We start from the raw sequence: 24,438 nt of genomic DNA, 5'->3' as shown, positions 1-24,438 counted from the left end.
GGCGGCGGGAGACGGGTGGGCGGACCGAACCAGCCTACGCCAGCCCTTTCGCCACCCGGACCTCAGGCCGCGTACGCGCCGATCAACAGTCCCGTGAGCGTCCCCGCGAGCATGAACGGCCCGAAGGCGATCGTCGTCCTGCGTCCCTCCCGTCCCACGACGGCCAGCACGCCCCCGTACAGGGCCCCGAACAGGAACGCGGCGAACGTCCCGAGCATGACCGTCGCCCAGCCGTACCAGCCGAGGACGGCGCCCGTCCCGAGCGCCAGTTTCACATCGCCGAAGGCCAGTCCACCGGGGTTGACGAGGTGCAGCACGAGGTAGCCGGCGCCGAGGGCGAGCGCGCCCAGCAGGGCGGTGGTCCAGTCGCCGGCGTGCTCGGGGAGCAGTGCGGCCGGGCCGAGCAGGGCGAGGGCGGCGGCCGCGAGCGGGAGGGTGAGCGGATCGGGCAGCCGGCGCGCCCGCAGGTCGACGACGGCCAGCAGCACCCCGACCGGCGCGAGCGTCAGCCACACGACCAGCTCGGGCCGGATCCCGGTGGCGGCGGCGAGCGCGGCACACAGGAGCGCGGTGAGGGCGGGCAGGAGGAGCGCGCCGGGGGCGTAGGAGGGGGTGAGCGTGAGCCGACCGACATCGCCGGACGACGCCGGACCCGCCCCCGCTCCCGCTCCCGCTCCCGCTCCGGTCTCGGTCCCCGCTCCCGTCCCCGCTCCGGTCCCGGTACCGGTACCCGTTTCTGCCGCCGCTCCCGCTGCCGCCGTCGTCCCGGCGCACTGTCCGCATCTCGCCCGCCCGAGCCATCCCCGGATCGGGTGCCCGGCCGGGCAGGTCGCCCGCCAGCCGGGGTCCACCTCCGACCCGTCCTCCGCCTCCTCCCAGGGCGCGGAGAAACGGTAGGCGGCGCGGGGCAGCAGCGTTCCCGTCACGGCGCCCCACAGCGCGGCGACGGTGATCAGCGCCAGGTCACTGGGAGGCGTGTTCATCCCCGGAAATCTTAGAGTGCCGCCCTGCTCTTCCCCTTGCCCTTCTTGCGCAGTCTCTTCAACCGGGCCTGCCGCTCCGCGCGGCGGGCCGCCGTGACCGCGCCGCGTCGGCGGTACCAGAGCCAACCCAGCAGGGACGCCGTGACCGCGTAGGCCAGGAGCGCGCTGCCCGTGCCCGGGATGTACGCGCACATCGTGGCGCCCGAGCGGCAGTTGCGGCCGGGCAGGGCGCCGAGGACGTACATCGGCGCGCCGAACGCCACCGTCCAGCAGAGTGCTCCGGCGATCGCTCCGGCGATCGCGCGCCCGGTCCGCGCGGGCCCGGTCCGCGCGGGCCCGGTGCGGGCCCGGTTCCGTTCCGGGGCGGAGAACCACGCGCCGCCGGCCCAGCCTGCCACCGACAGCAGTCCGAGCACGACGCCGACCGTCCATCCCCCGCCGGGCAGGTCCACGAGCGCCGGCGCCGTCATCCGCACGAACCACTTCCACAGGCCCATCGCGGCGAGCAGAACACCAAGGAGGACAGCGAGGAAGAGGACGCCTCCCGCGACGCCCCAGCCGTCCCGGGCCCGGAACCGGATTCCGTCCCGGTTACCGCTCTGCTCCCCCATGCCCCCCCCCACATCCCCCACGCGCCTCACACCGCCGGCAACGCGTAGATGTCCGGCCCGTGGGTGGCCGCGAGCCGGTTGCCGGAGAGGGCGATCATCCAGGGGTCGGTGCTGGACCTGTCGTCGTCGTAGATCCAGCGGACCTTGCCCGTCTTCGCCTCCAGGGCGACGAGCGCGCCGTTCAGGACGGAGCCGCCGCCGTACAAGGTTGTCCCGACCTTCAGGAAGGTCTCCGGGCCGGTGAAACCCTTCAGGTCGTCGCAGAGCCAGAGCCGCTTCCGGGTCCTCACATTCACGGCCCACACTCCGCGGTCGTGGTCGCTGACGTAGAGGACGCCGTCGACGACCGTCGGGGCGTTGAAGCCGCGACGGCCGTTGGGCGAGAGCGTCCAGGCGGTCTTGCCGTTGTCGGCGTCGACGGCCGTCAGCTGCTCGCCGGGCAGGTAGACCAGGCCACCGGCGATGGTCGGCCGCCACTCCCAGTCGTCGCCGATCTTCTTGCTCCACAACTGCTTGCCCGTGGCCGTGTCGCGGACGGTGAGGTTGTACTTGGAGTCGGCGTAGGCGAGGTACCTGCCGGAGGCGCCGCCGAGGACGTCGTAGTCCGCCGTGCCCCAGTCCCGCCGCTCCAGCCACACCTTCTTGCCCGTGGTGTGGCTGATCGCGGCGATGCAGGTGCGGTACTTGGTGGCGCTCTGGGACTGGCTGTAGTCGGTGCCGGTGACGTACACGTTCTTGTCGTCGATGGCGATCGTCCGCTCGATCTCCAGCTCCTTGCCGAGTCGGCTGCGCCACGCCTCCTCGCCGGTCTTCACGTCGTACGCGACGAGGACGCCCTCGTAGTCGCCGTCGGCGAGGAACACCTTGCCGTCGTGGAAGAGGAGTTCGGCGCCGGCCCGGCAGACGCCCTCCTTGGACCACTTCGGCTTGCCGGTCTTCATGTCGTACGCCACCAGCGGGTCCCCGCTGACCAGCAGCAGGCCCTGGTGCGTCAGGACCGGGACGTCGGTGTTGGTGGCGTCCTCCGACACCGAGACGTGCCACAGCGGCTGGGGGGCGACGCCGGCCGGCGGGGTCGTGAACGTCTCGTCGGCGGCCGCCGCCGAACCGCCCTTGCCGCCCGCGCCGGTTCCCGTTCCGGTCGACGCCGCCACCGGTGTCTGCTCGGCGGCCCACCACGCGACCCCGCCGCCGGCCACGGCGACGGTCGCCGCCCCACCGAGCGCGAGCCTGAGCGCCCGGCGGCGGGAGGGGGCGGGAGCGGAGGGGGTGGTGGGCGAGGGGGCGCCGAGCTGGACGGTGCCGGGGATGGCATACGGGTTGGCGCCCGGGACGGCAGGACCGGCCGGGCCGGAGGGGGGTCCGTAGCCGGCGGCGGGCGGGTAGCCGTACGCCGGAGCGGGGGTTGGGGCGGGGGCGCCGCTCGGGTATCCGTATGCGGGCGCGGGCACCGGGGCGGGCATGCCCGCCGGACCGAACGCCCCGGCCCCCGCCACCACCCCCTGTCCCTGTCCCTGTCCCTGACCCTGACCCTGACCCTGTCCCTGACCCTGTCCCGGTCGGTCCTCCGGTGCCTCCAGGTCCAGGATTCCCGCCGCGTGCGTGGCGATCGTCGACGCCAGCGCCGACGGCAGCCAGTCGTCGAGAACGGCCGCGACGCCCCCGGCGCCCTTCGCACCCTCGCCGCCCTGCGGCGCGAGAGCGGCGACGATCTCGGCGGGGGCGGGCCGCTGCGCCGGGTCCTTCAGCAGGCAGCCACGGACCAGGCCGATCAGGGACTGCGGAACGCCGGTCAGGTCCGGTTCACCGTGGACGACCTGGTAGAGCATGGCCGCGTGCGAGACCACTCCCTCGCCGAACGCGCCCCGGCCGGTGGCGGCGAAGGCGATGACCGCGCCGAGCGAGAAGACGTCCCCCGCCGGACCGACGTCCTTGCCCATCGCCTGCTCCGGAGGCAGGTAGCCGGGCGAGCCGACGACAACTCCCGTCTGCGTCATACGGTTTCCGTCGACCGCGCGCGCGATGCCGAAGTCGATGACCCGCGGGCCGTCGGCGGCCAGCAGGACGTTGGACGGCTTGAGGTCGCGGTGGATCAGACCGGCCGCGTGGATCTCCTGGAGGGCGGCCGCGAGACCGGCGGCCAGCGCGCGCACCGTCCGTTCCGGCAGCGCGCCGTGCTGCTCCACGACGTCCGTCAGGTCCGGGCCGAGCACGTACGACGTCGCCAGCCACGGCAGCGGGGCGTCCGTGTCGGCGTCCACGACCGGGGCGGTGTAGCGGCCGGAGACGGCCCGGGCCATCTCGACCTCGTGCCGGAACCGGGCACGGAAGTCGGCGTCCGCCGCGATCTCGGGACGGACGACCTTCACGGCGACGGTCCTGCCACCGGGCGAACGGGCCAGGTACACCCGTCCCATGCCACCCGCGCCGAGCCTGCGCAGGAGGCGGTAGCCGCCCAACTCCCGCGGATCCTCCGGCTGAAGTGTGTCCATGACGGCGTACCCCGTGGTCCTTCGAGTCCTATGTGCCCTGTGATCGCGTTCGCGTTCGCAGACACAGTAGTGACCGCTATTCGACCTTCGACATCCGCGCCACCGGATTGCCCTCGGCCGCGCTGTCCGAGGCGTAGGTCAGGTCGTCGCCGGTCGGGGTGAGCCGGATCGTGTGGGCTGTCGGATTGCAACCCGCGTGGTTGCTCTTCGCTCCCACGGAGGTCGCGACCACCTCCTTCCCCGTCACCTGTTTCAGCGTCAGGACGTCGAGACAGACGCCGCCGAGCACATCCGTCTGTCGCAGCTCCCCCAACTTCTCGCCCACGTCCGCCTGTTGGACCGTCACCCGGAACGTGCCCATCGGGAGGGAGCCGTCGAGGCCGGTGCCCTGGCCCTCCCAGGTGCCGACGTAGCGGGCCGGGAGCGCGGTGGGCGCATCTCCGTCGGTGGCGCCGGAGCTCGAACCGGCCGCCGGCGCCGAGGAATAGGCGCCGGCGTCGGAGCCCCCGGCGTCGTCGTCTCCGTTCGGCAGCAGGTGGAACAGGAACACCGAACCGACCGTCACCGTCGCCATCGCTCCCGCGACCGCCAGCGCGACGGTGCAGCTCAGCCGCCGTCCGCGCCCGCCCTCGCCGGGTGTCGCGGTGGCCGCCACGGTGACGGAGACCTTGCCGGGACGTCCGGCTCCGGCAGCCGCCGGCTCGGCGTCCCGGGGCGCGGGCAGGGAAGCCGGTGCGTCCACCGGTGTGGCGGCGGCGCTCCCGCCCATGACCGGCGGCGGCCCGAACTCCCCCACCGTCGGCGCCGGTTCCCCCGATGTCACCGCCGGACTGCTGAACCCCACCGGCCCGGACACGACAGCCGCCGCACCCGCACCCACGCTCCCACCTGCCCCCGGACCCGCTGCCGCCCCCTCCAGGTTCAGCAGTCGTACGGCGCTCCGCCCCACCTGCTCCACCAGCGGCCCCGGCAGCCATCCGCCCGCCACCAGCCGGGCCGCGCCCTCGGGGGCGAGCCGGCGGGCCAACTCGGCGGGGGACGGCCGTGCGGTCGGGTCCTTGGACAGGCAGGACTCGACCACCGACCGGAGTTCGCCGCGCAGTTCGCCGTCCGGTCCCCCCAGTTCGGGCTCCTCGTGGACGACCTTGTAGAGGAGGGCGGCCGAGGAGTCTCCGGGGAACGGGGGCCGCCCGGTCGCCGCGTACGCCAGCACCGCGCCGAGGGAGAAGACGTCGGAGGCGCCGGACGCGCCCTTGCCGAGGATCTGCTCGGGGGCCATGTAACCGGGCGAGCCGACGGAGACGCCGGTCGAGGTGAGCGATGCCGTGCCGTCGGTCGCGCGGGCGATGCCGAAGTCGATCAGCAGCGGTCCGTCGACGGTCAGCAGGACGTTGGACGGCTTCACGTCCCGGTGCACCAGGCCCAGCGCGTGCACGGTCGCGAGCGCCTCCGCCAGGCCCGCGCCCAGGACCCGTACGGAAGTCTCGGGCAGCGGTCCGCCGCCGGAGGTGACCGCGGCGGCCAGGGAGGGTCCGGCCGCGTAGCCGGTGGCGACCCACGGGATCGTCGCCTCCGGGTCGGCGTCCAGGACCGGCGCGGTCCACGCCCCGCCGACCCGCCTCGCGGCCTCGACCTCGCGCCGGAAGCGGGCGCGGAACTCCTCGTCGAGGGCGAGGTGCGGGTGCACGATCTTGACGGCGACCGTGCGGCCACCGGCACTGCGGCCCAGGTAGACGCGGCCCATCCCGCCGGACCCGAGCCGGCCGAGCAGCCGGTAGGGCCCCACGGCCGTGGGTTCGTCGGCTCCGAGCGGCTGCATGGACGTCCACCCCTCCCCCGTGAGGACCCGCGCACCCTGTGGGCATGGGCCCCGTAAAGACCCGTAGGACTCTGCAGCAGGTTACGCAGAACGGGGCTGGAGCAGTTCCACCTTCACGTCCGCCGGGAAGCCCGTCGTCGGGCCGACGCGGCGGGCGAACTCGGTCACGGCCGCCAGCTGGGGTGCGCCGAAGCGGAAGTCGAGGGTGGTGAAGTACCGCTCCAGGACCTGCTCGTCGAACTCCTCCCAGCGGGCCGCCTGCTCGGCGACCTTGCCGACCTCCTCCAGGGAGAGGCTGCAGGAGTCGAGGAAGGCCCGGTGGACCTCGCGGGTGATGACCGGCTCGCGCTCCAGGTACTCCCGGCGGGCCGCCCACACCGCGAAGACGAAGGGCAGGCCGGTCCACTCCTTCCAGAGCGTGCCGAGGTCGTGCACCTCCAGGCCGAAGCGCGGTCCGTCCAGCAGGTTGGCCCGCAGTGCGGCGTCGCCGATGAGTACGGCCGCCTCGGCCTCCTGCATCATCAGGCTGAGGTCGGGCGGGCATGTGTAGTAGTCGGGCCGGACGCCGAAACGGTCCGCCAGCAGGAGCTGGGCGAGGCGTACGGAGGTGCGGGAGGTCGAGCCGAGGGCGACCCGGGCGCCGTCCAGCTCCTCCAGCGGGACCTTCGAGACGATCACGCAGGACATCACCGGGCCGTCGCAGCCGACGGCGATGTCGGGGAAGGCAACCAGGTCGTCGGCGTTCTTGAGAAACTCGACGAGGGTGACGGGTCCGATGTCGAGGTCGCCCCGCACCAGCCGCTCGCTGAGCTTCTCGGGGGTGTCCTTCGTCAGCTCGAAGTCGAGGAGGGTGCCGGTTCTCGCGAGCCCCCAATAGAGGGGCAGGCAGTTGAGGAACTGGATGTGGCCGACGCGCGGCCGGGTGCGAGAATTGTCCACATCGCGAGGCTAGACCCCTTCGGGTACGCTGCGGACTCCGACCCCCGAGTCAACCCGTTTCCGAGACGTTCAAACATCCGGGTGACGTGATCTTGACCTCTATTGCTTTCGGCTGCCTGCATGCTAGGCTCGCCGCAAGTTGCAGTTTGGTTTCCCTTGCAGTACAGAGCCTGCGGAGCATGTAACCGCGGGCTCTCGTCGTTTTCAGACGTATGCAGTTGTGCGGCACTTGCTTTCACGCTTGCAGGGTTCTGGAGCAGGGCAACCCTTTGGGCCCAAGGAGGGCTTATGGCTACCGGAACCGTGAAGTGGTTCAACGCCGAAAAGGGCTTTGGCTTCATCGCCCAGGAAGGCGGCGGCCCCGACGTCTTCGTCCACTACTCCGCGATCAACGCGCAGGGTTTCCGTTCGCTCGAGGAGAACCAGCAGGTCTCCTTCGACGTGACGCAGGGCCCGAAGGGTCCCCAGGCGGAGAACGTCACCCCCGTCTGATCTTCACACCCTGAGATCGCAAGTCTGAGAGCAGTACCCAAGGAGCCCTGTGCCGGTTACGGCACGGGGCTCCTGCCTTTGGCGCACCGCCCTGGCGCCCCTCGGGCGGCCCTCGGCCGGCCTCTCAGACGTGCTGCATGACCAGCACGAACGTCGTGCCCGGCGCCAGCGCCTCGTACGAGTGCGGCACGTCCCCCCGGTAGGTCAGGTAGTCCCCCGGCTCCAGTTCCACCAGCTCCCCGGCCGGGCCTGCCTTCACCCGTCCCGTACTGACGATCAGATGCTCGACCGTGCCCGGAATGTGTGGCTCCGATTCCCGTACCGCACCCGGCTCCGCCCGCAGGTGGTAGATGTCCCGCCGCGCGCCCGGCGGGCTGGCCGACAGCAGCGTGGCCACGTACGGCGCCTGCTCCGAGGCGACCGTGGGCCCCTGCCCCGCGCGAATCACCCGGACGGCCGAGACCGGCGGCTCGACGAGCGTGGCGAACGGCACGCCCAGCGCCACACCCAGCGCCCAGATCGTCTCCATGCTCGGATTGCCGCTCGCCGCCTCCAGTTGCGACAGCGTGGACTTCGCGATGCCGGCACGTTTGGCCAGCTCGGAGAGGGAGAGCCCGGCGCGGGTGCGCTCGCGGCGCAGGGCGGCGGCGATCCAGTCCAGGGGCAGGCGGGAGGGGGGCGGGGACGCCGGGTCGGACATGTCGTTCGCTCCATCGGTACGGTCGTTCGGCTTGACGAACAGTGGCCGGTCTGTCCAGTATAGAAAACATGCGTTCGCTACAACGAACACCCTCAGCCGTGACCGGCCCCCTGTTCCGCCCCCTCGTCCGCGACAGTTCACTCGTCTGGCTGGCCGGCGGGGTGGTGGGTGTGTCCTTCGGCGCGATCTCCGTGGCCGGGGGGCTGCCGGTCTGGGTGCCGGTGGTGATGTCGCTGGTGGTGTACGCGGGCTCCGCCCAGTTCAGCGCGGTCGGCGTGCTGCTGGCCGGGGGCGGTCCGCTCGCCGCCGCCGCGACCGGCCTCCTCCTCAACACCCGCAACGCCGCCTTCAGCCTCGCGGTCGCCGACCTCCTCGGCCCCGGCCGCGCGCGCCGTCTCCTCGGCGCGCACCTGGTGACCGACGAGACCGTCGCCTTCGCCCTCGCCCAGCCGGACCCCGCCCGCCGCCGCGCCGCCTTCTGGATCTCCGGCCTCGGCCTGTTCGCCGTCTGGAACACGGGCGTGCTCGCGGGCGCCCTCGCCGGGAGCGCCCTCGGCGACACGGCGACCTACGGCCTGGACGCGGCCTTCCCCGCCGTCCTCGTGGCCCTGGTCCTGCCGACGCTGCGCAAGGATGCCCGCCTACGCCGCCCCGCCGCACTCGGCGCGACCCTCGCCCTGGCGGCGACACCGGTCGTCCCGGCCGGGGTGCCGGTACTGCTCGCCCTGACCGGCCTGGCGCTGTACGGGCGCGGCCACAGGAGGCCGGCAGCATGAGCGCGACGGGCACCTTGACCTTGATCCTGACGCTGGCGGTGGGGACGTACGCCCTCCGGCTGGTCGGCCCCGCACTGCACGGGCGGGTGGAACTGCCCGCCCGGGTGCAGGAGTTGCTGTCCGCCGGGGCGGTGGTCCTGCTGGTCGCGCTGCTGGCCACGGGCGCGCTGACCGAGGGTGGCGGCTTCGCCGGGTGGGCGCGTCCGGCCGGGGTGCTGGCGGGCGGGGCCCTGGCGTGGAGGCGGGCGCCGTTCGCTGTGGTGGTGCTGGGGGCGGCGGCGACGGCCGGGGGCCTGCGGGCACTGGGCGTGGCTTAGAACGGCCTGGAACACCCCCCGGTTGTCAGTGGGCCCGACTAGGGTCCCGACCCATGACCGACACCACCGACCACACCACAGACCCCGCCCCCGGTTTCCTGACCGCCACCCGCACCTTCTACGACACCGTCGCCGAGGACTACGCCGAACGCTTCCGTGACGCGCTCACCACGATGCCGCTGGAGCGGGCCGTGCTCACGGCGTACGCCGAACTCGTCGGCGCCGGCGGCCGGGTGGCCGACCTGGGGTGCGGACCCGGCCGGACGACGGGGTTCCTCGCCTCGCTCGGGCTCGACGTGTCCGGGCTCGACCTGTCGGAGTCGATGCTGGCGATCGCGCGGCGCGAGAACCCGGGGATCCGGTTCGAGCAGGGCTCGATGCTCAAGCTGGACGGGCACGCGGACGGCTCCCTCGACGGCGTCGTCTCCTTCTACTCCTCCATCCACACCCCTGTGGGCGAACTCCCCGCCCTCTTCGCCGAGTTCCACCGCGTCCTCACCCCCGGCGGCCACCTCCTCCTCGGCTTCCAGGTCGGCGACGAGCCCCGCCACCACGACCGCCCCTGGGGCCACCCGGTCGCCCTCGACTTCGAACGCCGCCGCCCCGAGCAGATGGCCGAGCTACTGACGTCGGCCGGCTTCACGATGTGGTCGAGCACGGTTCGCCAGGCGGAGCCCGACCGAGGCGAGTCGACCCCCCAGGCCCTGCTGATCGCCCACAGGCCGACGAAGGCCTGAGTCTCCCGACGAGAACTGCTCGTCCGAGCCCAGGAAGCAGGCGCGGTCCGGGGCGATGTCGACGTGGCGGACGTCCAGGCGATCGTGTCGGCGGCCATGGCGGCGGAACGGGGGCGGGGGAACCGGAAGGCGGCTGGGACGCATGGCGGGGGTCGTGTTCGACTGCCTGTTGCCTTGGCCGCCCCATCCCGGCAGGAAGACAGCTAGCGTGGCCCGGGTGATCGACGACACCGTGCGCCTGCGTCCCGTCCGCGAGGACGACTTGCCGATGCTGGAACAGTTTCTGGTCGACCCCGAGGCCGCCGGGCCGTTCGCGTGGTTCGGCTGGGCGGACCCGGGGCGCTTCAGGCGCCGCTGGGCCGAGAACGGCATGCTCTCCGACGACGGCGGCCTGTTGATGGTGACGTCCGGCACGGAGCCACTCGGCTTCGTGGCCTGGCGCAAGGTCGTCACCGTGCCCGGCTCGTACTTCTGGAACATGGGCATCCAGCTGCTGCCACAGGCCCAGGGACGCGGCGTCGGAACACAGGCCCAACGCCTCCTGGCCCGCTACCTGTTCGCGCACACGCCCGTCATGAGGATCGAGGCGCACACCGATGTGGAGAACATCGCCGAGCAACGCGCCCTGGAGAAAGTCGGTTTCACCCGCGAGGGCGTCCTGCGCAGCGTCGTGTTCCGGGACGGGCGCTGGCGCGACAGCCTTTCCTACAGCGTGCTGCGGGACGACGCGCCCTAGGTGAGCGGCAGTTCGGCCCACACCGTCTTGCCGACGGCCCGCTCCGCGACACCCCACGTACGGGCCAGGACCCAGACGAGGATCAGGCCCCGGCCGCCCTCCTCCTCCGGGTTCGTGACGATCCTCAGTTGCCGGTCCCCGCGCGCGTCACTCACCTCGACACGCAGCGTGTCCTCCGCGAGGAGCAGCAGCCGCAGTTCGAAGTCCCGGCCGGGCACGCGTCCGTGCGTGACGGCGTTGGCGGCGAGCTCCGCGACGACTTGCTGCGCGGTGTAGTTGGCGTCGCCGTCGTGCGGGTATCCCCAGTCCGTGAGCTGCTGCGCGGCGAGGCGGCGGGCCAGGCGGGCACCGCGCGGGGTGGAGCTGAGGCGCAGGGTCAGCTCACCGTGGGGGGTGGAGATCTGGGTGGAGATTTCGGAGTTCACCTGACTCAGCGTGGTCGGTTGTATCTACCCTGGCCAGGGGCGACTTGGCGACTCTGTGTAGCCGTACGGCTGCGGTGGGGCGGGTGTACGGGTCGTCGGTCGTGACCAGGAAGACGTGAAGGCGGTGCCGTGAGTGAAGGATGAGCGCAGGCCGGAGACACCGGCCGAGGCCGACGGGACGACGGGGCTGTTCACCGCGCTCGGCAAGCAGTTGAAACTTCTGCGGGAGCGGAAGGGGCTTACGCAGAAGGAGTTCGGGCAGATGGTGGGGTACGGGCCGGATGCCATCTCGTCCATGGAGCGGGGGGTACGCCTCATCCGGACGGAAGTGCTGGAGCAGGCGGACGGCCTGCTGGACGCCGGGGGCCTTCTCAAGGAGGCGATCCCTGAGGTCAAGGAGGCGATGGGCAAGGTTCGGACGCGACATCCCGAGTGGTACCGGAGTTACGCGGCCTTGGAGGCGGAGGCGGTTGAGCTGCACTTCTACGCCAACCAGGGTGTGCCGGGCCTGTTGCAGACCAGGGACTACGCGTGGGCCATGTTCTCCCGCCGACGGCCGCTGCTCGACGAGGAGACCATCGAGAAGCGCGTGGCCGACCGGCTGGCACGCCAACAGGTCCTGGAGCGTTGGCCTTCGCCCACCGTCAGTTACGTGCTCGAAGAGGTCGTTCTGGATCGGCCCATCGGCGGTCGAACCGTCCAGGAGGAGCAGCTGAAGCAATTGCTGCGCATCGGGGACCGGCGGAATGTTGAAATCCAGGTGATGCCGACCAGGATCGAGAACCACCCCAATATGGGCGGCGCGTTCAACTTGCTGACGCCTATGAAGCATCCACAAGTGGCGTACACCGAGGTCCAGGGATACCCACGCTTGATCACCGACCCCCAAGAGGTACGGACGATCGCCGACCGCTATGGGATCATGCGGGCGGTGGCTCTCTCGCCTGAGGATTCCCGGGCGTTGATCGAGAAGAAGCTGGAGGGGCTATGAGCAGCAAGGACCTCACGTGGTTCAAGTCCAGCTATAGCGACGGCGAAGGCGGCGAGTGCCTCGAAGCCGCCTACACCTGGCGCAAGTCGACCTACAGCGGCGGCGAAGGCGGCGAGTGCCTCGAAGTCGCCGCCTGCCCCCACACCGTCCACGTCCGTGACTCCAAGAACCCCGCCGGACCGGAACTGTCCCTCGCCGCCACCGCCTGGGCCGGCTTCCTCACGTACGCCACGAAGTGAACGTCGGGGCCGCCAACTGGCCCAGACTGGAGCAATGATCGACGTCCCGGAGACCTTCGTCCGTGCCACAGTCGACCGTGAGGGAGAAGCCGGCGCCGACTGGATCGCCCGGCTGCCCTCCCTCCTGGGCGAGTTGACCGACCACTGGGGCTGCGTGCCCGACGGTGACGTCGTCCACGGCGGGGTCGGGATCGTCGTCCCCGTCGTGTGGGGCGGGGCCACGCCCGCCGTACTCAAGGTCTCGTTTCCGCACCCGGGCAACGTGCACGAGCCCGACGCGTTCGCCGCCTGGGGCGGGCAGGGTGCCGTGCGGCTGTACGAGCGGGACGACTCACGGTTCGCGATGCTGCTGGAGCGGGTCCGGGCATCGTCCCTCGCCGAGGTCGAGGACACCGACGAGGTCGCCGTCGTCGCCGGGCGGATCAGCCGGCGGCTCGCCGTTCCCGCGCCGCCGGGCGGACTGCCCCGGTTGCGGGACATGGCCGACGGGTGGGAGCGTCAACTCCTCTGCGATCAGAAGGAGTTCGACGACGCCCTCTCCGCCCGTGCGGTCGACGCCGCCCTGGGCACCGTACGAGAACTCGGACACGCCCAGCCCGATCTCCTCGTCCACGGTGATCTCCACGCCCGTAACGTCCTGCGCGCCGAACGCGAGCCCTGGCTGGCCGTCGATCCCAAGGGCTGGGTGGGGGATCCGGCGTACGACGGCGGGACGTTGCTCAAGGCGCTCGGGCTGCGGATGCTCGACGTCGGCCTCGACGACGAACCGGAACGGCTGCGCTCCGCCGCCCACCGGATCCTCGGCCTCTTCTCCGAGGCCGCCGGGCTCGACCGGGAGCGGGTCGGGCGCTGGGCGCAGTTCCATCTCGTCCAGGCCGCCTTCTGGGGGCGGCGGCACGGCTTCCGGCGGGCTCGCGGCGGGTCTGCTCTCGATCGCCTCAACCGGTTCTTGGACCGGGCCGCGGAGGCACTCACCCCCTGAGGCCCTGAGGCCGACCGACCGTTCGTCCCCTCACACCCCCAGTCCGGCGGGCGGCGGGCCCAGCGGGTCCTCCGGCAGGACCGGCGGGTTCCTCAGCGCCGTCTCGTACGCCTGCCGCTCGAAGACGAACGGGCCCAGCGGCAACTCGCCCCACTCCTCGCGCTCGGGGTAGTGGAAGGACGACCACGTCACCGTTGTGAGGGTCGTCGTCAGGCTCGCCATGAGGGGCCAGCAGGCCCAGAGGCCGCAGGGGCAGCCGAGGAGAGGGACGGCGTCAGCACCAGCACCTGCATCCGTCAGGAAGTGGTCCGGGCGGTCTTCGAAGTCCCGTACTCCCAGGCCGTCATGACCGCGCCAGATCAGCTCGGCCGACTCCCCCTCCTGGTCCTCGAACTGGTCCTCCAGTTCCGGTCGCCACAGCTCGCGGGTCGACCAGGCCGTCAGCGCGCGCAGGTCGGTGCCGTCGACCCGGATGCCCCAGACGAGGGCGGTGGGACGGTCGTCCCAGGGGTAGTGGAAGAACTCGATGCCGTTCCGTCCGCCGATGCCGTTCACGAGCGGCATACTCCCTGGTCCGGGCCCCGTCCGCGAACCCTTTAGTGCTGCGCGTACAGCCCCTCCACCTGGTCCGCGAAGTCGCGCATGATCGTCTCGCGGCGCAGTTTCATCGACGGGGTCAGGTGCCCCGCCGCCTCCGTGAAGTCGACCGGCAGGATGGCGAAGCGGCGGATCGACTCCGGTCGGGACACCAGCTTGTTGGCCTCGTCGATCGCGCGCTGGAGGACGGCGTTCAGCTCCTCGTCGTGGATCAGCAGTTCCGCCGGGACCGGGTGCTTGCCGTTCATCTGGCGCCAGTGGGTGAGGCCGTCGGGGTCGAGGGTGAGGAGGGCGGAGACGTAGGGGCGGTCGTCGCCGAGGACCATGGCCTGGGAGATCAGGGGGTGGGAGCGCAGCCAGTTCTCCAGGGGCGCGGGGGCGACGCTCTTGCCGCCCGCCGTGATGATCATCTCCTTCTTGCGGCCGGTGATCGTCAGATAGCCCTCGTCGTCCAGCTCGCCGATGTCGCCCGTCGCGAGCCAGCCGTCGGGGGCCGCGGGGACCACTCCCCCTCCCGCCGGGTCCCAGTAGCCGCGCAGCACGTGCTCGCCCGCGACGAGGATCTCGCCGTCCGCCGCTATACGGATCTTCGTGCCGGGCAGGGGCCAGCCCACCGTTCCCAGGCGCGGCTTCAGCGGCGGGGTGACCGTGGTCGCGGCCGTCGTCTCCGTCAGGCCGTAGCCCTCGTAGATCTCGATGCCCGCGCCGAGGTAGAACGAGGAGAGGCGGCGGCCGAGCGGGGAGCCGCCGCAGATGGCGTTGCGGACGCGGCCGCCCATGGCGTTGCGGATGCGGCGGTAGACGAGCGGGTCGTAGAAGGCGCGGGCCGCGCGGAGGGTGGCCGCCGGGCCGGAGCCGGTGCCGGTCTTCTGCGCCTCGACCGCCTCGCCGTAGCGGCGGGCCACGCCGACCGCCCGGTCGAAGGAGGACACCCGGCCGCCGGCCTCCGCCTTGGCGCGGGCCGTGTTGAAGACCTTCTCCAGCATGTAGGGGATGGCGAGGAGGCAGGTGGGTCTGAAGGCCGCCAGGTCCGGGAGGAGGTCGTCGGACTTGAGGCTGGGCGCGTGGCCGAGGCGGACGCGGGCGCGGACGCAGGCGATGGCGACCATCCGGCCGAAGACGTGGGACATGGGGAGGAAGAGGAGGACGGAGACGTCGTCGCCCTTCGACTTGAAGACCGGGTAGAGGAGTTCGATCGCGTTGTCGACCTCGGCGAAGAAGTTGCCGTGGGTGAGCGCGCAGCCTTTGGGGCGGCCGGTGGTGCCGGAGGTGTAGATGAGGGTGGCGAGCGTGTCGGGGACGAGCATCCCCCGGCGGATCTCGACCTCGGCGTCCGGCACGTGCTCGCCCGCCTCGATCAGCCGGTCCACATGCCCCTTCTCCATGACCCACAGGTGATGGAGGTCGGGCAGCCGGTCGAGTTCGGGGCCGAGGGCGGCCGCCTGGCCGGCCGTCTCGGTGACGAGGGCGACCGCGCCGGAGTCGTGGAGGATCCAGCGGGTCTGGAAGACGGAGGAGGTCGGGTAGATGGGGACGGTGACCAGGCCCGCCGCCCAGGCCGCGAAGTCGAGCAGCGTCCACTCGTACGTCGTGCGGGCCATGATGGCGAGCCGGTCCCCGGGCACCAGCCCCTCCGCTATCAGCCCCTTGGCCACCGCGTGGACCTGGGCCGCGAAGCGCTCGGCCGTGATGTCCGTCCACTCGCCCTCCGTGTCCTTGCGGCTGAGGACCACCGTCTCGGGAGCGGCGGCCGCGTTGTCGTAGGGCAGGTCGGCGAGCGAGCCGTAGGTCACCGAGCGCGCCAACGCCGGTACGGACGCCTCCCGTACGGCGCCGTCCAGTCGTCGCGTCTCGGGTTCCACAAGGGCGGGGGGAGCGTCGTGGAAGTCGGCGGAGGCGTATGTCGCGCCTGCGGCTGAGTACGGGGTGGACACGGGCGGCTCCCTGAGCGTGCAGCGAGAAAACTGCTTGCTGCATGACGTACGTGCTTCGCGCACCGAGGCGTTCAACCGGGATGCCCCTAAGGGGCCCTAAGAGGCCCTAAGGCCCCCTAAGGCAGGGGTTACCGCCGGTTAGGTAGGGGATCGTACGGCGCTCACGTGGGGGGCTTGTGCGTGTTCCGGGAGTTTCCGGGGTCAGGGCTGTGCAGCCTCGGGGGTTATATGAGGATCCTTCACATTTGTTCCGCCCGCCTGCTCGTTCCGCCCTTCACGGCCGCTCCAGGATCGCGGTCACACCCTGTCCGCCCGCCGCACAGATCGAGATCAGCCCCCTTGCGGGGCCGTGCTGTTCGGCGAGCAGCTTGGCCAGCGTCGCGACGATACGGGCACCGGTCGCCGCGAAGGGGTGACCGGTCGCGAGGGAGGAACCGGCGACGTTCAGCCGGTCGCGGTCGATGGGCGCCAGGCCCTGCTTCTCCCAGGCCGCGAGGGTCGCCAACACCTGGGAGGCGAAGGCCTCGTGGACCTCGAAGAGGTCGAAGTCCTCGATGCGCAGACCGGTTCGCTCCAGCATGCGGGGGACGGCGTACGCGGGGGCCATCAGCAACCCGTCCTGCCCGTCGGCGACGTCGCCGTGCACGAAGTCCACGGCCGCCGTCTCGTACGCGGTCAGGTAGGCGAGCGGCTCCAGGCCCCGCGCCTCGGCCCACTCCTCGGAGGCGAGGAGCACGACGGCCGCGCCGTCCGTCAGCGGGGTCGAATTGCCCGCCGTCATGGTCGGGTCGGGTCCGTCGGTGCCGAACACCGGCTTCAGACGGGCCAGTTGCTCGGCCGTCGAGTCCGGGCGCAGGTTCTGGTCGCGGGCCAGGTCGCGGAACGGGACGACCAGGTCGCCGAAGAAGCCCCGCTCGTACGCGGCCGCGAGCCGCTGATGGCTGGTGGCCGCCAGTTCGTCCTGGGCCTCGCGGTCGATGCCCCAGGCGCGGGCGGTGACCGCCGCGTGCTCGCCCATGGACAGGCCGGTGCGCGGTTCGGCGTTGCGCGGGATGTCGGGGATCAGGTGGGAGGGGCGGATCTGCGCGAGGGCCTTGAGGCGGTCGCCGGTCGACTTGGCGCGGCGGGCCTCCAGAAGGATGCGGCGCAGGCGGTCGTTGACGCCGAGAGGGGCGTCGCTGGCGGTGTCGGCGCCGCCCGCGATCGCGGACTCGGTCTGGCCCAGGGCGATCTTGTTGGCAGCGGCGATCACGGCCTGGAGGCCGGTGCCGCAGGCCTGCTGGATGTCGTAGGCGGGGGTGCGGGCGTCGAGCTTCGAGCCGAGGACGGTCTCGCGGGCCAGGTTGAAGTCACGGCTGTGCTTGAGAACGGCGCCGGCGACCAACTCGCCCACGACGCCCGGGACATCGAGCGCGTGGCGGTTCACCAGTCCGTTCACGGCCGCCGTCAGCATCTCCTGGTTGGAGGCGGTGGCGTAGGGGCCGTCGGAGCGGGCGAAGGGGATGCGGGTGCCGGCGACGATGGCGACGCGGCGGGCACGCGGGGGCTCCGGGGTGCTCTTCCGAGCCCCTCTCAGATAGGTCACCTTCGACGGTTCCGACGACGGTTCCGAGGTACTCATCTCGACCTGCTCCTCACCCTTGACCTAGACTTACCCACGGTAACCTTACTCCGGAGTAAGGATCCCTCGCGGGATCCCGTTTCTCGTGTGCGCCGAGCCCGTGGGAGATCATCATGGCCGACCGCTATCTGAGCTTCACCGCCACCGCACCCGGCCGCCTCCTCACCCGACGGCTCGGGCTCCCGCAACCGGCGCCACTCAGACGCTGGTCGGCCGAACGTCCGTCCCTGGACGGCGACTTGCTCCATCTCACGGCGGGCACCTCCACGGTCCCCGGCCTCGGGCCGGTCCTGGCCCGTGCGGGGCTCCCCCTCGGCCCCTCCGCCCCCGCCTGCGCCCCCGCCGCCGTCGTCCTCGACGCGACCGGTGTCCGTGACGTCGACTCGCTCGCCGAGGTGCACGCGGCCCTGCACCCGGTGGTGCGGTCGGTCGCGGCGAGCGGGCGGGTGGTGGTGCTCGGCGCGCCACTCGACGCCGAGGACCACCACCAGGCGGCCGTGCAGCAGGCCCTGGAGGGGTTCGTGCGGTCCCTCGGCAAGGAGATCGGGCGGGGCAGGACCGTGAACCTGGTCCGGCTGACCGACGCGGCCGCCGCCGAGTCCACACTGCGCTTCCTCCTGTCCCCCAAGTCGGCCTACGTCAGCGGCCAGGTGATCGCGACAGGGGCCGACGGGTCCGAGGGCCCCGGCGACTGGTCGCAGCCCCTCGCCGGCCGCACCGCGCTCGTCACCGGCGGAGCGCGTGGGATCGGCGAGGCGGTCGCGGAGACGCTGGCGAGAGACGGCGCCCATGTCGTCGTCCTGGACGTACCGCAGGCCGAGGCGGACGCCCGTCGGGTCGCCGAGCGGCTGGGCGGCACCGCCCTCGCGCTCGACATCACGGCCGCCGACGCGGGTGAACGGATCGCCGCCGAACTCCCCGACGGGCTGGACGTGTTGATCCACAACGCGGGGATCACCCGGGACCGGCGGCTGGTCAACATGCCGGCCGAGAGGTGGGGTTCCGTCCTGGACGTCAATCTGGCGAGCGTGCTGCGCACGACGGACGCGCTGCTCGCGAAGGGCGCCCTGCGGCCGGGCGGGCGGATCGTGGCGACCGCCTCCATCGCCGGGCTCGCGGGCAACGCAGGGCAGACGAACTACGGCGCGAGCAAGGCGGGCGTCGCCGGTCTGGTCCGGTCCCTCGCTCCGCGCGCGCTCGCCGGGCACGGGGTCACGGTGAACGCGGTGGCGCCGGGCTTCATCGAGACGAAGATGACGGCCGCGGTGCCGCTGTTCATCCGCGAGGCGGGCCGGCGGATGAACTCCCTCGCGCAGGGCGGGCTGCCCGTCGACGTCGCCGAGACGACGGCGTGGCTCGCGCATCCCGCCTCCGGCGCGGTGAACGGGCAGGTCGTGCGGGTGTGCGGCCAGAGCCTGCTGGGGGCGTAGTGGACACCACGGTGAAGAGGGTCCCGGCGCTCGGGCCCCTGCTCGCCCGGGGGGCGCTGCTGTCCCTCTGCAAGCGGCCCCGCCCGGGAGCGGCGTTCTCCGGCGACCGGCTCGTCGTGCCCGGCCTGCGGATCGACCTCACCCGGCTGTCCTGCTACGAGCGGGTCTGCGGCTTCCCCACCGGCGACGACGCCCTGCCGCTCACCTACCCGCACGTGCTGGGCTTCCCGCTCGCGATGAGCATCATGAGCGGCCGCGACTTCCCACTGCCGCTGCTCGGTCTCGTCCACACGTCGATCGAGATCACCCGCCTCCGGGCTCCCGCGGCCACCGGGACGTACGAACTCGGCGTGTACGTCGACCACTTGGCACCGCATCGGCGCGGCACGCAGGCGTGCGTCGTCACGGAGCTCAGGGAGGGCGGGGAACTGGTCTGGGAGTCGACCAGCACCTACCTGGCCCGGCACCGCACACAGCCGTCCCCCGCCCCCAAGGACCCGGAACCGGCCCCCCTCCCGGTCCTGGACACCTGGCACCTCGCCGCCGACGTCGGCCGCCGCTACGGCGCCGTCTCCGGCGACCGCAATCCCATCCACCTCCACCCCCTCACCGCCCGCCCGTTCGGCTTCCCCCGCGCCATCGCCCACGGCATGTGGACGGTCGCCCGCTGCCTGGCCGCCCAAGGCACCCCACCGGCCGTACACATCCGCGCGGAGTTCCGGGCCCCGGTGCTCCTGCCGGGAACGGTGCTGTTCGCGACGGACGGCAAACGCTTCGAACTGCGCGGCGCGGACGAACCGGGACGGCTGCACGTGACCGGCCGAGTGGACCCACTCGCCCACTGAGATGCCCTGAAGGGGCGCGGGGCTGTACGAATTGCGGCTCCGACGCGTGGGCGCGACGGGCCACGACGCGCCGCAGCGGGCCGACGGCCGGTCACCGCACTTGCCTGCGGAGCGCTCGGCCGCGGCGGACCGTGACTCCGCCCAGGAGGCCCCAGGCCCCGACGCGGACGGTCGGGCCGTTCGGCTCGGTCGGGCCCTGGTCCTGGACGCCGCCCAGGCGCAGACCGCGGACGTCCACCCGGACGTCGGGGCGGACCTTGAGGCTGACGCCGCCGATCAGGCTCAGCTTGGTGATCCGCAGCTCGGCGCCGTCCGGGATCTCCACCCCGGTCAGGTCGACGCCGGCGCCGCCGACGAGGGAGACGGCGAGGGTGCGCTCGTGGAGGGTGGCCCCGTTCAGCCGGTGACCGCCGATGAGGCCGATCCGGATGTCCGTCTTCCGCGTCTGGTCCTTGCCGGGCTTCGTCATGGGGAAGACGGTAGGCGCGGCGGGCCGGGGCGGCCCAGTGTCCCGCGTCCGCCGCCGGGCATGACAGGTGTCATACGTCGGCCACGGGCGGCGGAGTCCAGGAGCGGCCCTCCATGAGGTTGCCGAGGCCGGCCCAGGCGAAGTTCATCAGAGTCGCCGCCGCCTGGCGGGCCGTGGTGCCGTCGGTGGTGTTGGCCCAGGCGGCGAGGGACTCGGCGGCGCCGACGAGGGCCTCGGCGAGTCCGGCGACCTCGCGTTCGGGCAGGTCGGGGTCCCGGTGGGCCTCCCGGGCCGCGACCAGGATCAGCTGGGTGACGAACGCGACGATCTCCTCGCGCATCGCCGCGACCTCACCGGCGAACGGCTCGCCGTGCGTGCGGGCCTGGAGGTGCAGGACGGACCAGGCGTGCGGGTGCTGTGCGGTGTGCGCGAAGAACGCCCGTAGTCCGTCCCAGAGTTGGCGGTCGGCGGGCAGGTCGGTGCGGACGCCGGTGCGGACCGCCTCGACGAGCGCCTTGGCCTCGCGCCGGATACAGGCGGTGAAGAGGTCTTCCTTGGAGTTCAGGTACAGGTACACCAACGGCTTGGACACGCCCGCGAGTTCGGCTATCTCGTCCATCGACGCGGCCATGTACCCGCGGCGGCCGAAGGTCTCCACGGCGGCGTCCAGCATCTGCTGCTCACGGACCGCGCGCGGCATCCGCTTGGTCTTCACGGCACCCATGCGCACAGCGTAGTTGGGCCCGACCGGACCCGGCCCCCGCCGAGCAGCAGCTATGAGGTCTGCGTCCGGCCCTGGGTACGCGTCGTCTCGTCGACCGTGGCGTCCTCCTGGGACCGGTTGGCCTCCAGGTTGGCCTTCATGCGGTCCACGCGCTCCACGACCGTCACCGAGGCGCGGTCGCGCTCCTTGCGCAGCACCACGAAGCTGATCGGCGCGGAGATCACCAGCGAGAGCAGGACGACCCACATGATGTTGGAGTCGCCGAGGCCGCGCGGGACGACGCCCGAGTAGACGAGACCCCAGACGACCACGAGGCAGCCGGCGAAGACACCGAGGCGCATCAGTGTGTAGCGGAGCATGTCAATCCACTCTTCCGTTTCCAAAAGGGGCCGGCGTCCAGTGAAGCACGCCGGACTCCCGATCTTGCAGCCGCCCCTGCGGCCTCGGGTCAGTGGCCTCGGGCCAGCGGCAGCAGCATGACGACGTCGTCGCGGTCGTCTCCCGGGGCGACCCGGATGGCGCCGGGGATCCGGCCGACCTCCTTGTAGCCGCAGGAGCCGTAGAAGCGTTCCAGGCCGAGTCCGCCGCGGCAGGAGAGCCGGATCGCGTCGATGCCCTCGAAGCCTCTGGCCGCGTCGGCGGCGGCCGCGAGCAGGTCCCGGCCGTACCCCTTGCCCTGGTGGCGGGGGTGCACCATCACCGTGTAGAGCCAGACCCAGTGCGTCTGCAACCGGTGCGTGTTGAAGGAGAAGAAGGCCGTCGCGGCGACCTCTCCCGCCGCGTCCTTCCCGACGAGCAGCCGGTGCCGGCCCTCGGCCATCGCCGCGAGGTGTTTGACCAGCTCCGGCCGGACCACCTCCCGCTCCACCGGCGCCACGAAACCGACGGCCCCGCCCGCGTTGGAGACGTCCGTCCAGAGGTCGAGGACGCCGTCACGCAGGGCGGGGGTGACGGCGGGATCGAGTGTGAAAGTAAGGGCCATAGTGGCAGGCTAGCCATTACCGCCCGCGCGGCTCAACCTTCGGCCCAACGGACCGGGTGTCACACGCGCATCGGCTGCGGCGCCTCGCGGCGGGCCGGGTCGGGGCCGTCGTACTCGCGGATGATCTCGTAGCGCGTGTTGCGTTCCACCGGGCGGAAGCCGGCGTCACGGATGAGGTCCAGCAGGTCCTCGCGGGTCAGCTTGTTCGGGGTGCCGTAGTTGTCGGCGTCGTGCGTGATCTTGTACTCGACGACCGAGCCGTCCATGTCGTCCGCGCCGTGCTGGAGGGCGAGCTGCGCGGTCTGGACGCCGTGCATGACCCAGAAGACCTTGACGTGCGGGACGTTGTCGAAGAGGAGACGCGAGACCGCGAAGGTCTTCAGGGCCTCCGCGCCCGTGGCCATCTGCGTGCGGGCCTGAAGGCGGTTGCGGACCTTGCCGTCCTTCATGTCCACGAAGTCGTGCTGGTAGCGCAGCGGGATGAAGACCTGGAAGCCGCCGGTCTCGTCCTGGAGCTCGCGCAGGCGCAGGACGTGGTCCACCCGGTGGCGCGGCTCCTCGATGTGGCCGTACAGCATGGTGCACGGGGTCTTGAGACCCTTCTCGTGCGCCAGGCGGTGGATCCGCGACCAGTCCTCCCAGTGGGTGCGGTGGTCCACGATGTGCCGGCGGACCTCCCAGTCGAAGATCTCGGCGCCGCCGCCGGTCAGCGACTCCAGGCCCGCGTCGATGAGCTCGTCGAGGATCTCGGACGCCGACAGGCCGCTGATCGTCTCGAAGTGGTGGATCTCCGTCGCCGTGAACGCCTTCAGGGAGACGTCCGGGAGGGCCGCCTTCAGCTCCCGCAGCGAGCGCGGGTAGTAGCGCCACGGCAGGTTGGGGTGCAGGCCGTTGACGATGTGCAGCTCGGTGAGGTTGTCGCTCTCCATCGCCTTGGCGAGCTTCACCGCCTCCTCGATGCGCATCGTGTACGCGTCCTTCTCCCCCGGCTTGCGCTGGAAGGAGCAGTAGGCGCAGGACGCGGTGCACACGTTGGTCATGTTGAGGTGACGGTTGACGTTGAAGTGGACGACGTCGCCGTTCTTGCGCGTGCGCACCTCGTGCGCGAGACCGCCCAGCCAGGCCAGATCGTCCGACTCGTACAGCGCGATGCCGTCCTCGCGGGTCAGCCGCTCACCGGCCCTGACCTTCTCCTCCAGCTCGCGCTTGAGCCCGACGTCCATGATGTTCCCTCTCCTAGACAGACCTGCTAAACGTACTCCCCCACCCTCCGGGCGGGGGTCCCCCATCCGGCCTGCGGCCTGCGGGCTCGGGCCTCTTCCTCAGACCTCTTCCGGCAGCTCCCCGACCCGGTTCTCCCACTTCGTGGAGAGCACGATGGTCGTACGGGTCCGGGAGACGCCCTTCGTTCCCGACAGCCGCCGGATGATCCGCTCCAGCCCGTCCACGTCGTTCGCCCGCACCTTGAGCATGAACGAGTCGTCGCCGGCGATGAACCAGCAGTCCTCGATCTCGCTGAGGTCCTTCATCCGGTTCGCCACGTCCTCGTGGTCGGCGGCGTCGGAGAGGGAGATGCCGATGAGGGCGGTGACGCCGAGGCCGAGCTGGGCGGCGTTCACCGTGGCGCGGTAGCCGGTGATGACACCGGCCGCCTCCAGCCGGTTGATGCGGTCGGTGACACTGGGTCCCGACAGTCCGACGAGGCGCCCCAACTCCGCGTAGGAGGCCCGGCCGTTCTCCCTCAGGGCCTGGATGAGCTGCCTGTCCACCGCGTCCATGCGAATCGAAGCCTTCCGATCAAAGTTCCTGAAGAGCTGAGAAGTACTGCGACAGAGCTGAGAGGTACTGCGACGTGCTCAGACGGCGTTCACGTGGCCCGGGGTCCGCTCGCGCCGCCCAGCTCGCCGTCCCACCGGCGATACAGCCCGTGCGCGACCCCCGCCGCGTCGAGGACCCGGCCGGCGACGAAGTCCACCAGGTCCTGGATGTGGGTGGCGCCCGCGTAGAAGGCCGGCGAGGCGGGCACGACACTCGCGCCCGCGTCGTCCAGGGCGACGAGGTGACGGAGCGTCTGCCCGTTCAGCGGCGTCTCCCGTACGGCGACGACGAGCGTCCGGCGCTCCTTGAGCGTCACGCTCGCCGCCCGCTGGAGGAGGTCCTTGGAGAGCCCGAGGGCGACACCGGCGACACAGGCCGTCGAGGCGGGGACGATCAGCATCCCCTTGGCGGGATACGACCCCGAGGACGGCCCGGCGGCGAGATCTCCCGCGCCCCAGTACCGCACCGGGTCGACGTCATGGCCGCCGCCGAGGTCCACGTCAAAGGTGCCCGGCTTGCCGTCGGCCCCCCGCGTCAGCCATTCCCGCAGGTCGTCCCGCCAGTGCGCGTCCCGGAAGGAGATCCCGGTCTCGTCGAGCAGCGTGAGCCGCGAGGCCCGGCTGACCACCAGGTCCACGCTCTCGCCCACGGCGAGCAGCGCACGCAGTACGGCGGCGGCATAGGGCGTACCGGACGCCCCGGACACCCCCACGATCCAAGGCACGCGCTGCGTTTCTCCTGCGTTCACACCTTGAGCGTACCGGTGGGCGGAAAGGTCT

General features: G+C 71.9%; 28 protein-coding genes. 11 read left to right on the top strand and 17 right to left on the bottom strand.

Annotated elements, in window-relative coordinates:
- Positions 1 to 62 precede the first annotated feature (62 nt).
- The 5 genes from OG289_RS29875 to OG289_RS29855 all read right to left on the bottom strand — a co-directional run bounded on the left by OG289_RS29875 (position 63) and on the right by OG289_RS29855 (position 6,844).
- Positions 63 to 983, bottom strand: coding sequence for a prepilin peptidase (locus OG289_RS29875; protein WP_327317148.1), 921 nt, complete (start codon positions 981 to 983; stop codon positions 63 to 65).
- An 11-nt stretch (positions 984 to 994) separates the two neighbouring features.
- The gene (locus OG289_RS29870; protein ID WP_327317147.1) at positions 995 to 1,594 is read right to left on the bottom strand and encodes a hypothetical protein; all 600 of its coding nucleotides are present in this window, start codon (positions 1,592 to 1,594) and stop codon (positions 995 to 997) included.
- A 26-nt stretch (positions 1,595 to 1,620) separates the two neighbouring features.
- Positions 1,621 to 4,086 (bottom strand): protein kinase domain-containing protein, encoded by a 2,466-nt coding sequence (locus OG289_RS29865; protein ID WP_327317146.1) that lies wholly within the window; start codon positions 4,084 to 4,086, stop codon positions 1,621 to 1,623.
- A gap of 76 nt (positions 4,087 to 4,162) precedes the next feature.
- Entirely contained in the window at positions 4,163 to 5,905 is a 1,743-nt protein-coding gene (locus OG289_RS29860) for a serine/threonine-protein kinase (RefSeq protein ID WP_327317145.1), read from the bottom strand.
- Between the two features lie 81 nt (positions 5,906 to 5,986).
- Positions 5,987 to 6,844 carry a menaquinone biosynthetic enzyme MqnA/MqnD family protein gene (locus tag OG289_RS29855; protein ID WP_327317143.1) on the bottom strand — a complete coding sequence of 286 codons (858 nt, stop codon included), beginning with the start codon at positions 6,842 to 6,844 and terminating at the stop codon, positions 5,987 to 5,989.
- Positions 6,845 to 7,132: 288 nt separating this feature from the next.
- On the opposite strand from OG289_RS29855, the gene OG289_RS29850 reads away from it, so the two are divergent.
- Entirely contained in the window at positions 7,133 to 7,336 is a 204-nt protein-coding gene (locus tag OG289_RS29850) for a cold-shock protein (protein ID WP_003974443.1), read from the top strand.
- 124 nt (positions 7,337 to 7,460) lie between these two features.
- Here OG289_RS29850 and OG289_RS29845 read toward each other — a convergent pair whose 3' ends face one another.
- Positions 7,461 to 8,036: a helix-turn-helix domain-containing protein gene (locus OG289_RS29845; RefSeq protein ID WP_327317142.1), complete on the bottom strand. Its 576-nt coding sequence runs from the start codon at positions 8,034 to 8,036 to the stop codon at positions 7,461 to 7,463.
- Between the two features lie 68 nt (positions 8,037 to 8,104).
- Here OG289_RS29845 and OG289_RS29840 point away from each other — a divergent pair, with 68 nt between their 5' ends.
- The 5 genes from OG289_RS29840 (at position 8,105) to OG289_RS29825 (ending at position 10,602) form a co-directional block, all read left to right on the top strand.
- Positions 8,105 to 8,812, top strand: coding sequence for an AzlC family ABC transporter permease (locus tag OG289_RS29840; RefSeq protein WP_327317141.1), 708 nt, complete (start codon positions 8,105 to 8,107; stop codon positions 8,810 to 8,812).
- Positions 8,809 to 9,129, top strand: coding sequence for an AzlD domain-containing protein (locus OG289_RS29835; RefSeq protein WP_327317140.1), 321 nt, complete (start codon positions 8,809 to 8,811; stop codon positions 9,127 to 9,129). The genes OG289_RS29840 and OG289_RS29835 overlap by 4 nt, the downstream gene beginning before the upstream one ends.
- A gap of 53 nt (positions 9,130 to 9,182) precedes the next feature.
- Complete coding sequence (locus OG289_RS29830; RefSeq protein ID WP_327317139.1) at positions 9,183 to 9,866, top strand: class I SAM-dependent methyltransferase; 684 nt, start codon at positions 9,183 to 9,185, stop codon at positions 9,864 to 9,866.
- Between the two features lie 63 nt (positions 9,867 to 9,929).
- Positions 9,930 to 10,073: a hypothetical protein gene (locus tag OG289_RS49790; protein WP_442818972.1), complete on the top strand. Its 144-nt coding sequence runs from the start codon at positions 9,930 to 9,932 to the stop codon at positions 10,071 to 10,073.
- Positions 10,074 to 10,083: 10 nt separating this feature from the next.
- Complete coding sequence (locus tag OG289_RS29825) at positions 10,084 to 10,602, top strand: GNAT family N-acetyltransferase (protein WP_327317138.1); 519 nt, start codon at positions 10,084 to 10,086, stop codon at positions 10,600 to 10,602.
- Here the strand turns inward: OG289_RS29825 and OG289_RS29820 are convergent.
- On the bottom strand, positions 10,599 to 11,027 hold the full coding sequence (locus OG289_RS29820) for an ATP-binding protein (protein ID WP_327317137.1): 429 nt from the start codon (positions 11,025 to 11,027) through the stop codon (positions 10,599 to 10,601). The genes OG289_RS29825 and OG289_RS29820 overlap by 4 nt on opposite strands.
- 133 nt (positions 11,028 to 11,160) lie before the next feature.
- On the opposite strand from OG289_RS29820, the gene OG289_RS29815 reads away from it, so the two are divergent.
- The 3 genes from OG289_RS29815 to OG289_RS29805 are packed head-to-tail and all read left to right on the top strand — an operon-like array spanning position 11,161 to position 13,239.
- Positions 11,161 to 12,018 carry a helix-turn-helix domain-containing protein gene (locus tag OG289_RS29815; RefSeq protein ID WP_327317136.1) on the top strand — a complete coding sequence of 286 codons (858 nt, stop codon included), beginning with the start codon at positions 11,161 to 11,163 and terminating at the stop codon, positions 12,016 to 12,018.
- Positions 12,015 to 12,257 (top strand): DUF397 domain-containing protein, encoded by a 243-nt coding sequence (locus OG289_RS29810; protein ID WP_327317135.1) that lies wholly within the window; start codon positions 12,015 to 12,017, stop codon positions 12,255 to 12,257. The genes OG289_RS29815 and OG289_RS29810 overlap by 4 nt, the downstream gene beginning before the upstream one ends.
- Before the next feature lie 34 nt (positions 12,258 to 12,291).
- The gene (locus OG289_RS29805; RefSeq protein WP_327317134.1) at positions 12,292 to 13,239 is read left to right on the top strand and encodes an aminoglycoside phosphotransferase family protein; all 948 of its coding nucleotides are present in this window, start codon (positions 12,292 to 12,294) and stop codon (positions 13,237 to 13,239) included.
- Between the two features lie 30 nt (positions 13,240 to 13,269).
- On the opposite strand, the gene OG289_RS29800 is transcribed toward OG289_RS29805, so the two are convergent.
- The 3 genes from OG289_RS29800 to OG289_RS29790 form a co-directional block, all read right to left on the bottom strand.
- Positions 13,270 to 13,794 (bottom strand): hypothetical protein, encoded by a 525-nt coding sequence (locus tag OG289_RS29800; RefSeq protein ID WP_327317133.1) that lies wholly within the window; start codon positions 13,792 to 13,794, stop codon positions 13,270 to 13,272.
- A gap of 41 nt (positions 13,795 to 13,835) precedes the next feature.
- Positions 13,836 to 15,770, bottom strand: a complete 1,935-nt coding sequence (locus OG289_RS29795; protein ID WP_327317131.1) for an AMP-dependent synthetase/ligase — start codon at positions 15,768 to 15,770, stop codon at positions 13,836 to 13,838.
- A 274-nt stretch (positions 15,771 to 16,044) separates the two neighbouring features.
- On the bottom strand, positions 16,045 to 17,391 hold the full coding sequence (locus OG289_RS29790; protein WP_327317130.1) for an acetyl-CoA C-acetyltransferase: 1,347 nt from the start codon (positions 17,389 to 17,391) through the stop codon (positions 16,045 to 16,047).
- Between the two features lie 113 nt (positions 17,392 to 17,504).
- On the opposite strand from OG289_RS29790, the gene OG289_RS29785 reads away from it, so the two are divergent.
- Both OG289_RS29785 and OG289_RS29780 read left to right on the top strand, forming a co-directional pair.
- A complete protein-coding gene (locus tag OG289_RS29785) occupies positions 17,505 to 18,821 on the top strand; it encodes a 3-oxoacyl-ACP reductase (protein ID WP_327317129.1) in 1,317 nt (438 codons plus the stop codon).
- An 11-nt stretch (positions 18,822 to 18,832) separates the two neighbouring features.
- Positions 18,833 to 19,666: a MaoC family dehydratase gene (locus tag OG289_RS29780; protein ID WP_442818971.1), complete on the top strand. Its 834-nt coding sequence runs from the start codon at positions 18,833 to 18,835 to the stop codon at positions 19,664 to 19,666.
- Positions 19,667 to 19,757: 91 nt separating this feature from the next.
- Here the strand turns inward: OG289_RS29780 and OG289_RS29775 are convergent, their stop codons facing one another.
- From OG289_RS29775 to OG289_RS29745, 7 genes are all read right to left on the bottom strand, one after another.
- Positions 19,758 to 20,135, bottom strand: coding sequence for a hypothetical protein (locus OG289_RS29775; RefSeq protein ID WP_327317127.1), 378 nt, complete (start codon positions 20,133 to 20,135; stop codon positions 19,758 to 19,760).
- A 70-nt stretch (positions 20,136 to 20,205) separates the two neighbouring features.
- Positions 20,206 to 20,859 (bottom strand): TetR/AcrR family transcriptional regulator, encoded by a 654-nt coding sequence (locus OG289_RS29770; RefSeq protein ID WP_327317126.1) that lies wholly within the window; start codon positions 20,857 to 20,859, stop codon positions 20,206 to 20,208.
- Positions 20,860 to 20,909: 50 nt separating this feature from the next.
- On the bottom strand, positions 20,910 to 21,218 hold the full coding sequence (locus OG289_RS29765; protein WP_327317124.1) for a DUF4229 domain-containing protein: 309 nt from the start codon (positions 21,216 to 21,218) through the stop codon (positions 20,910 to 20,912).
- A gap of 89 nt (positions 21,219 to 21,307) precedes the next feature.
- A complete protein-coding gene (locus OG289_RS29760) occupies positions 21,308 to 21,841 on the bottom strand; it encodes a GNAT family N-acetyltransferase (protein WP_327317123.1) in 534 nt (177 codons plus the stop codon).
- 59 nt (positions 21,842 to 21,900) lie between these two features.
- Entirely contained in the window at positions 21,901 to 23,064 is a 1,164-nt protein-coding gene (gene mqnE / locus OG289_RS29755; RefSeq protein ID WP_327317121.1) for an aminofutalosine synthase MqnE, read from the bottom strand.
- 99 nt (positions 23,065 to 23,163) lie between these two features.
- Positions 23,164 to 23,619 carry an Lrp/AsnC family transcriptional regulator gene (locus OG289_RS29750; RefSeq protein WP_054238669.1) on the bottom strand — a complete coding sequence of 152 codons (456 nt, stop codon included), beginning with the start codon at positions 23,617 to 23,619 and terminating at the stop codon, positions 23,164 to 23,166.
- Positions 23,620 to 23,708: 89 nt separating this feature from the next.
- Positions 23,709 to 24,383: a UbiX family flavin prenyltransferase gene (locus OG289_RS29745; protein WP_327320841.1), complete on the bottom strand. Its 675-nt coding sequence runs from the start codon at positions 24,381 to 24,383 to the stop codon at positions 23,709 to 23,711.
- Positions 24,384 to 24,438: the final 55 nt, after the last annotated feature.

The sequence above is a fragment of the Streptomyces sp. NBC_01235 genome (genome assembly GCF_035989285.1).
Lineage (GTDB): Bacteria > Actinomycetota > Actinomycetes > Streptomycetales > Streptomycetaceae > Streptomyces.
This window is presented reverse-complemented; position numbering and strand designations above follow the sequence as displayed.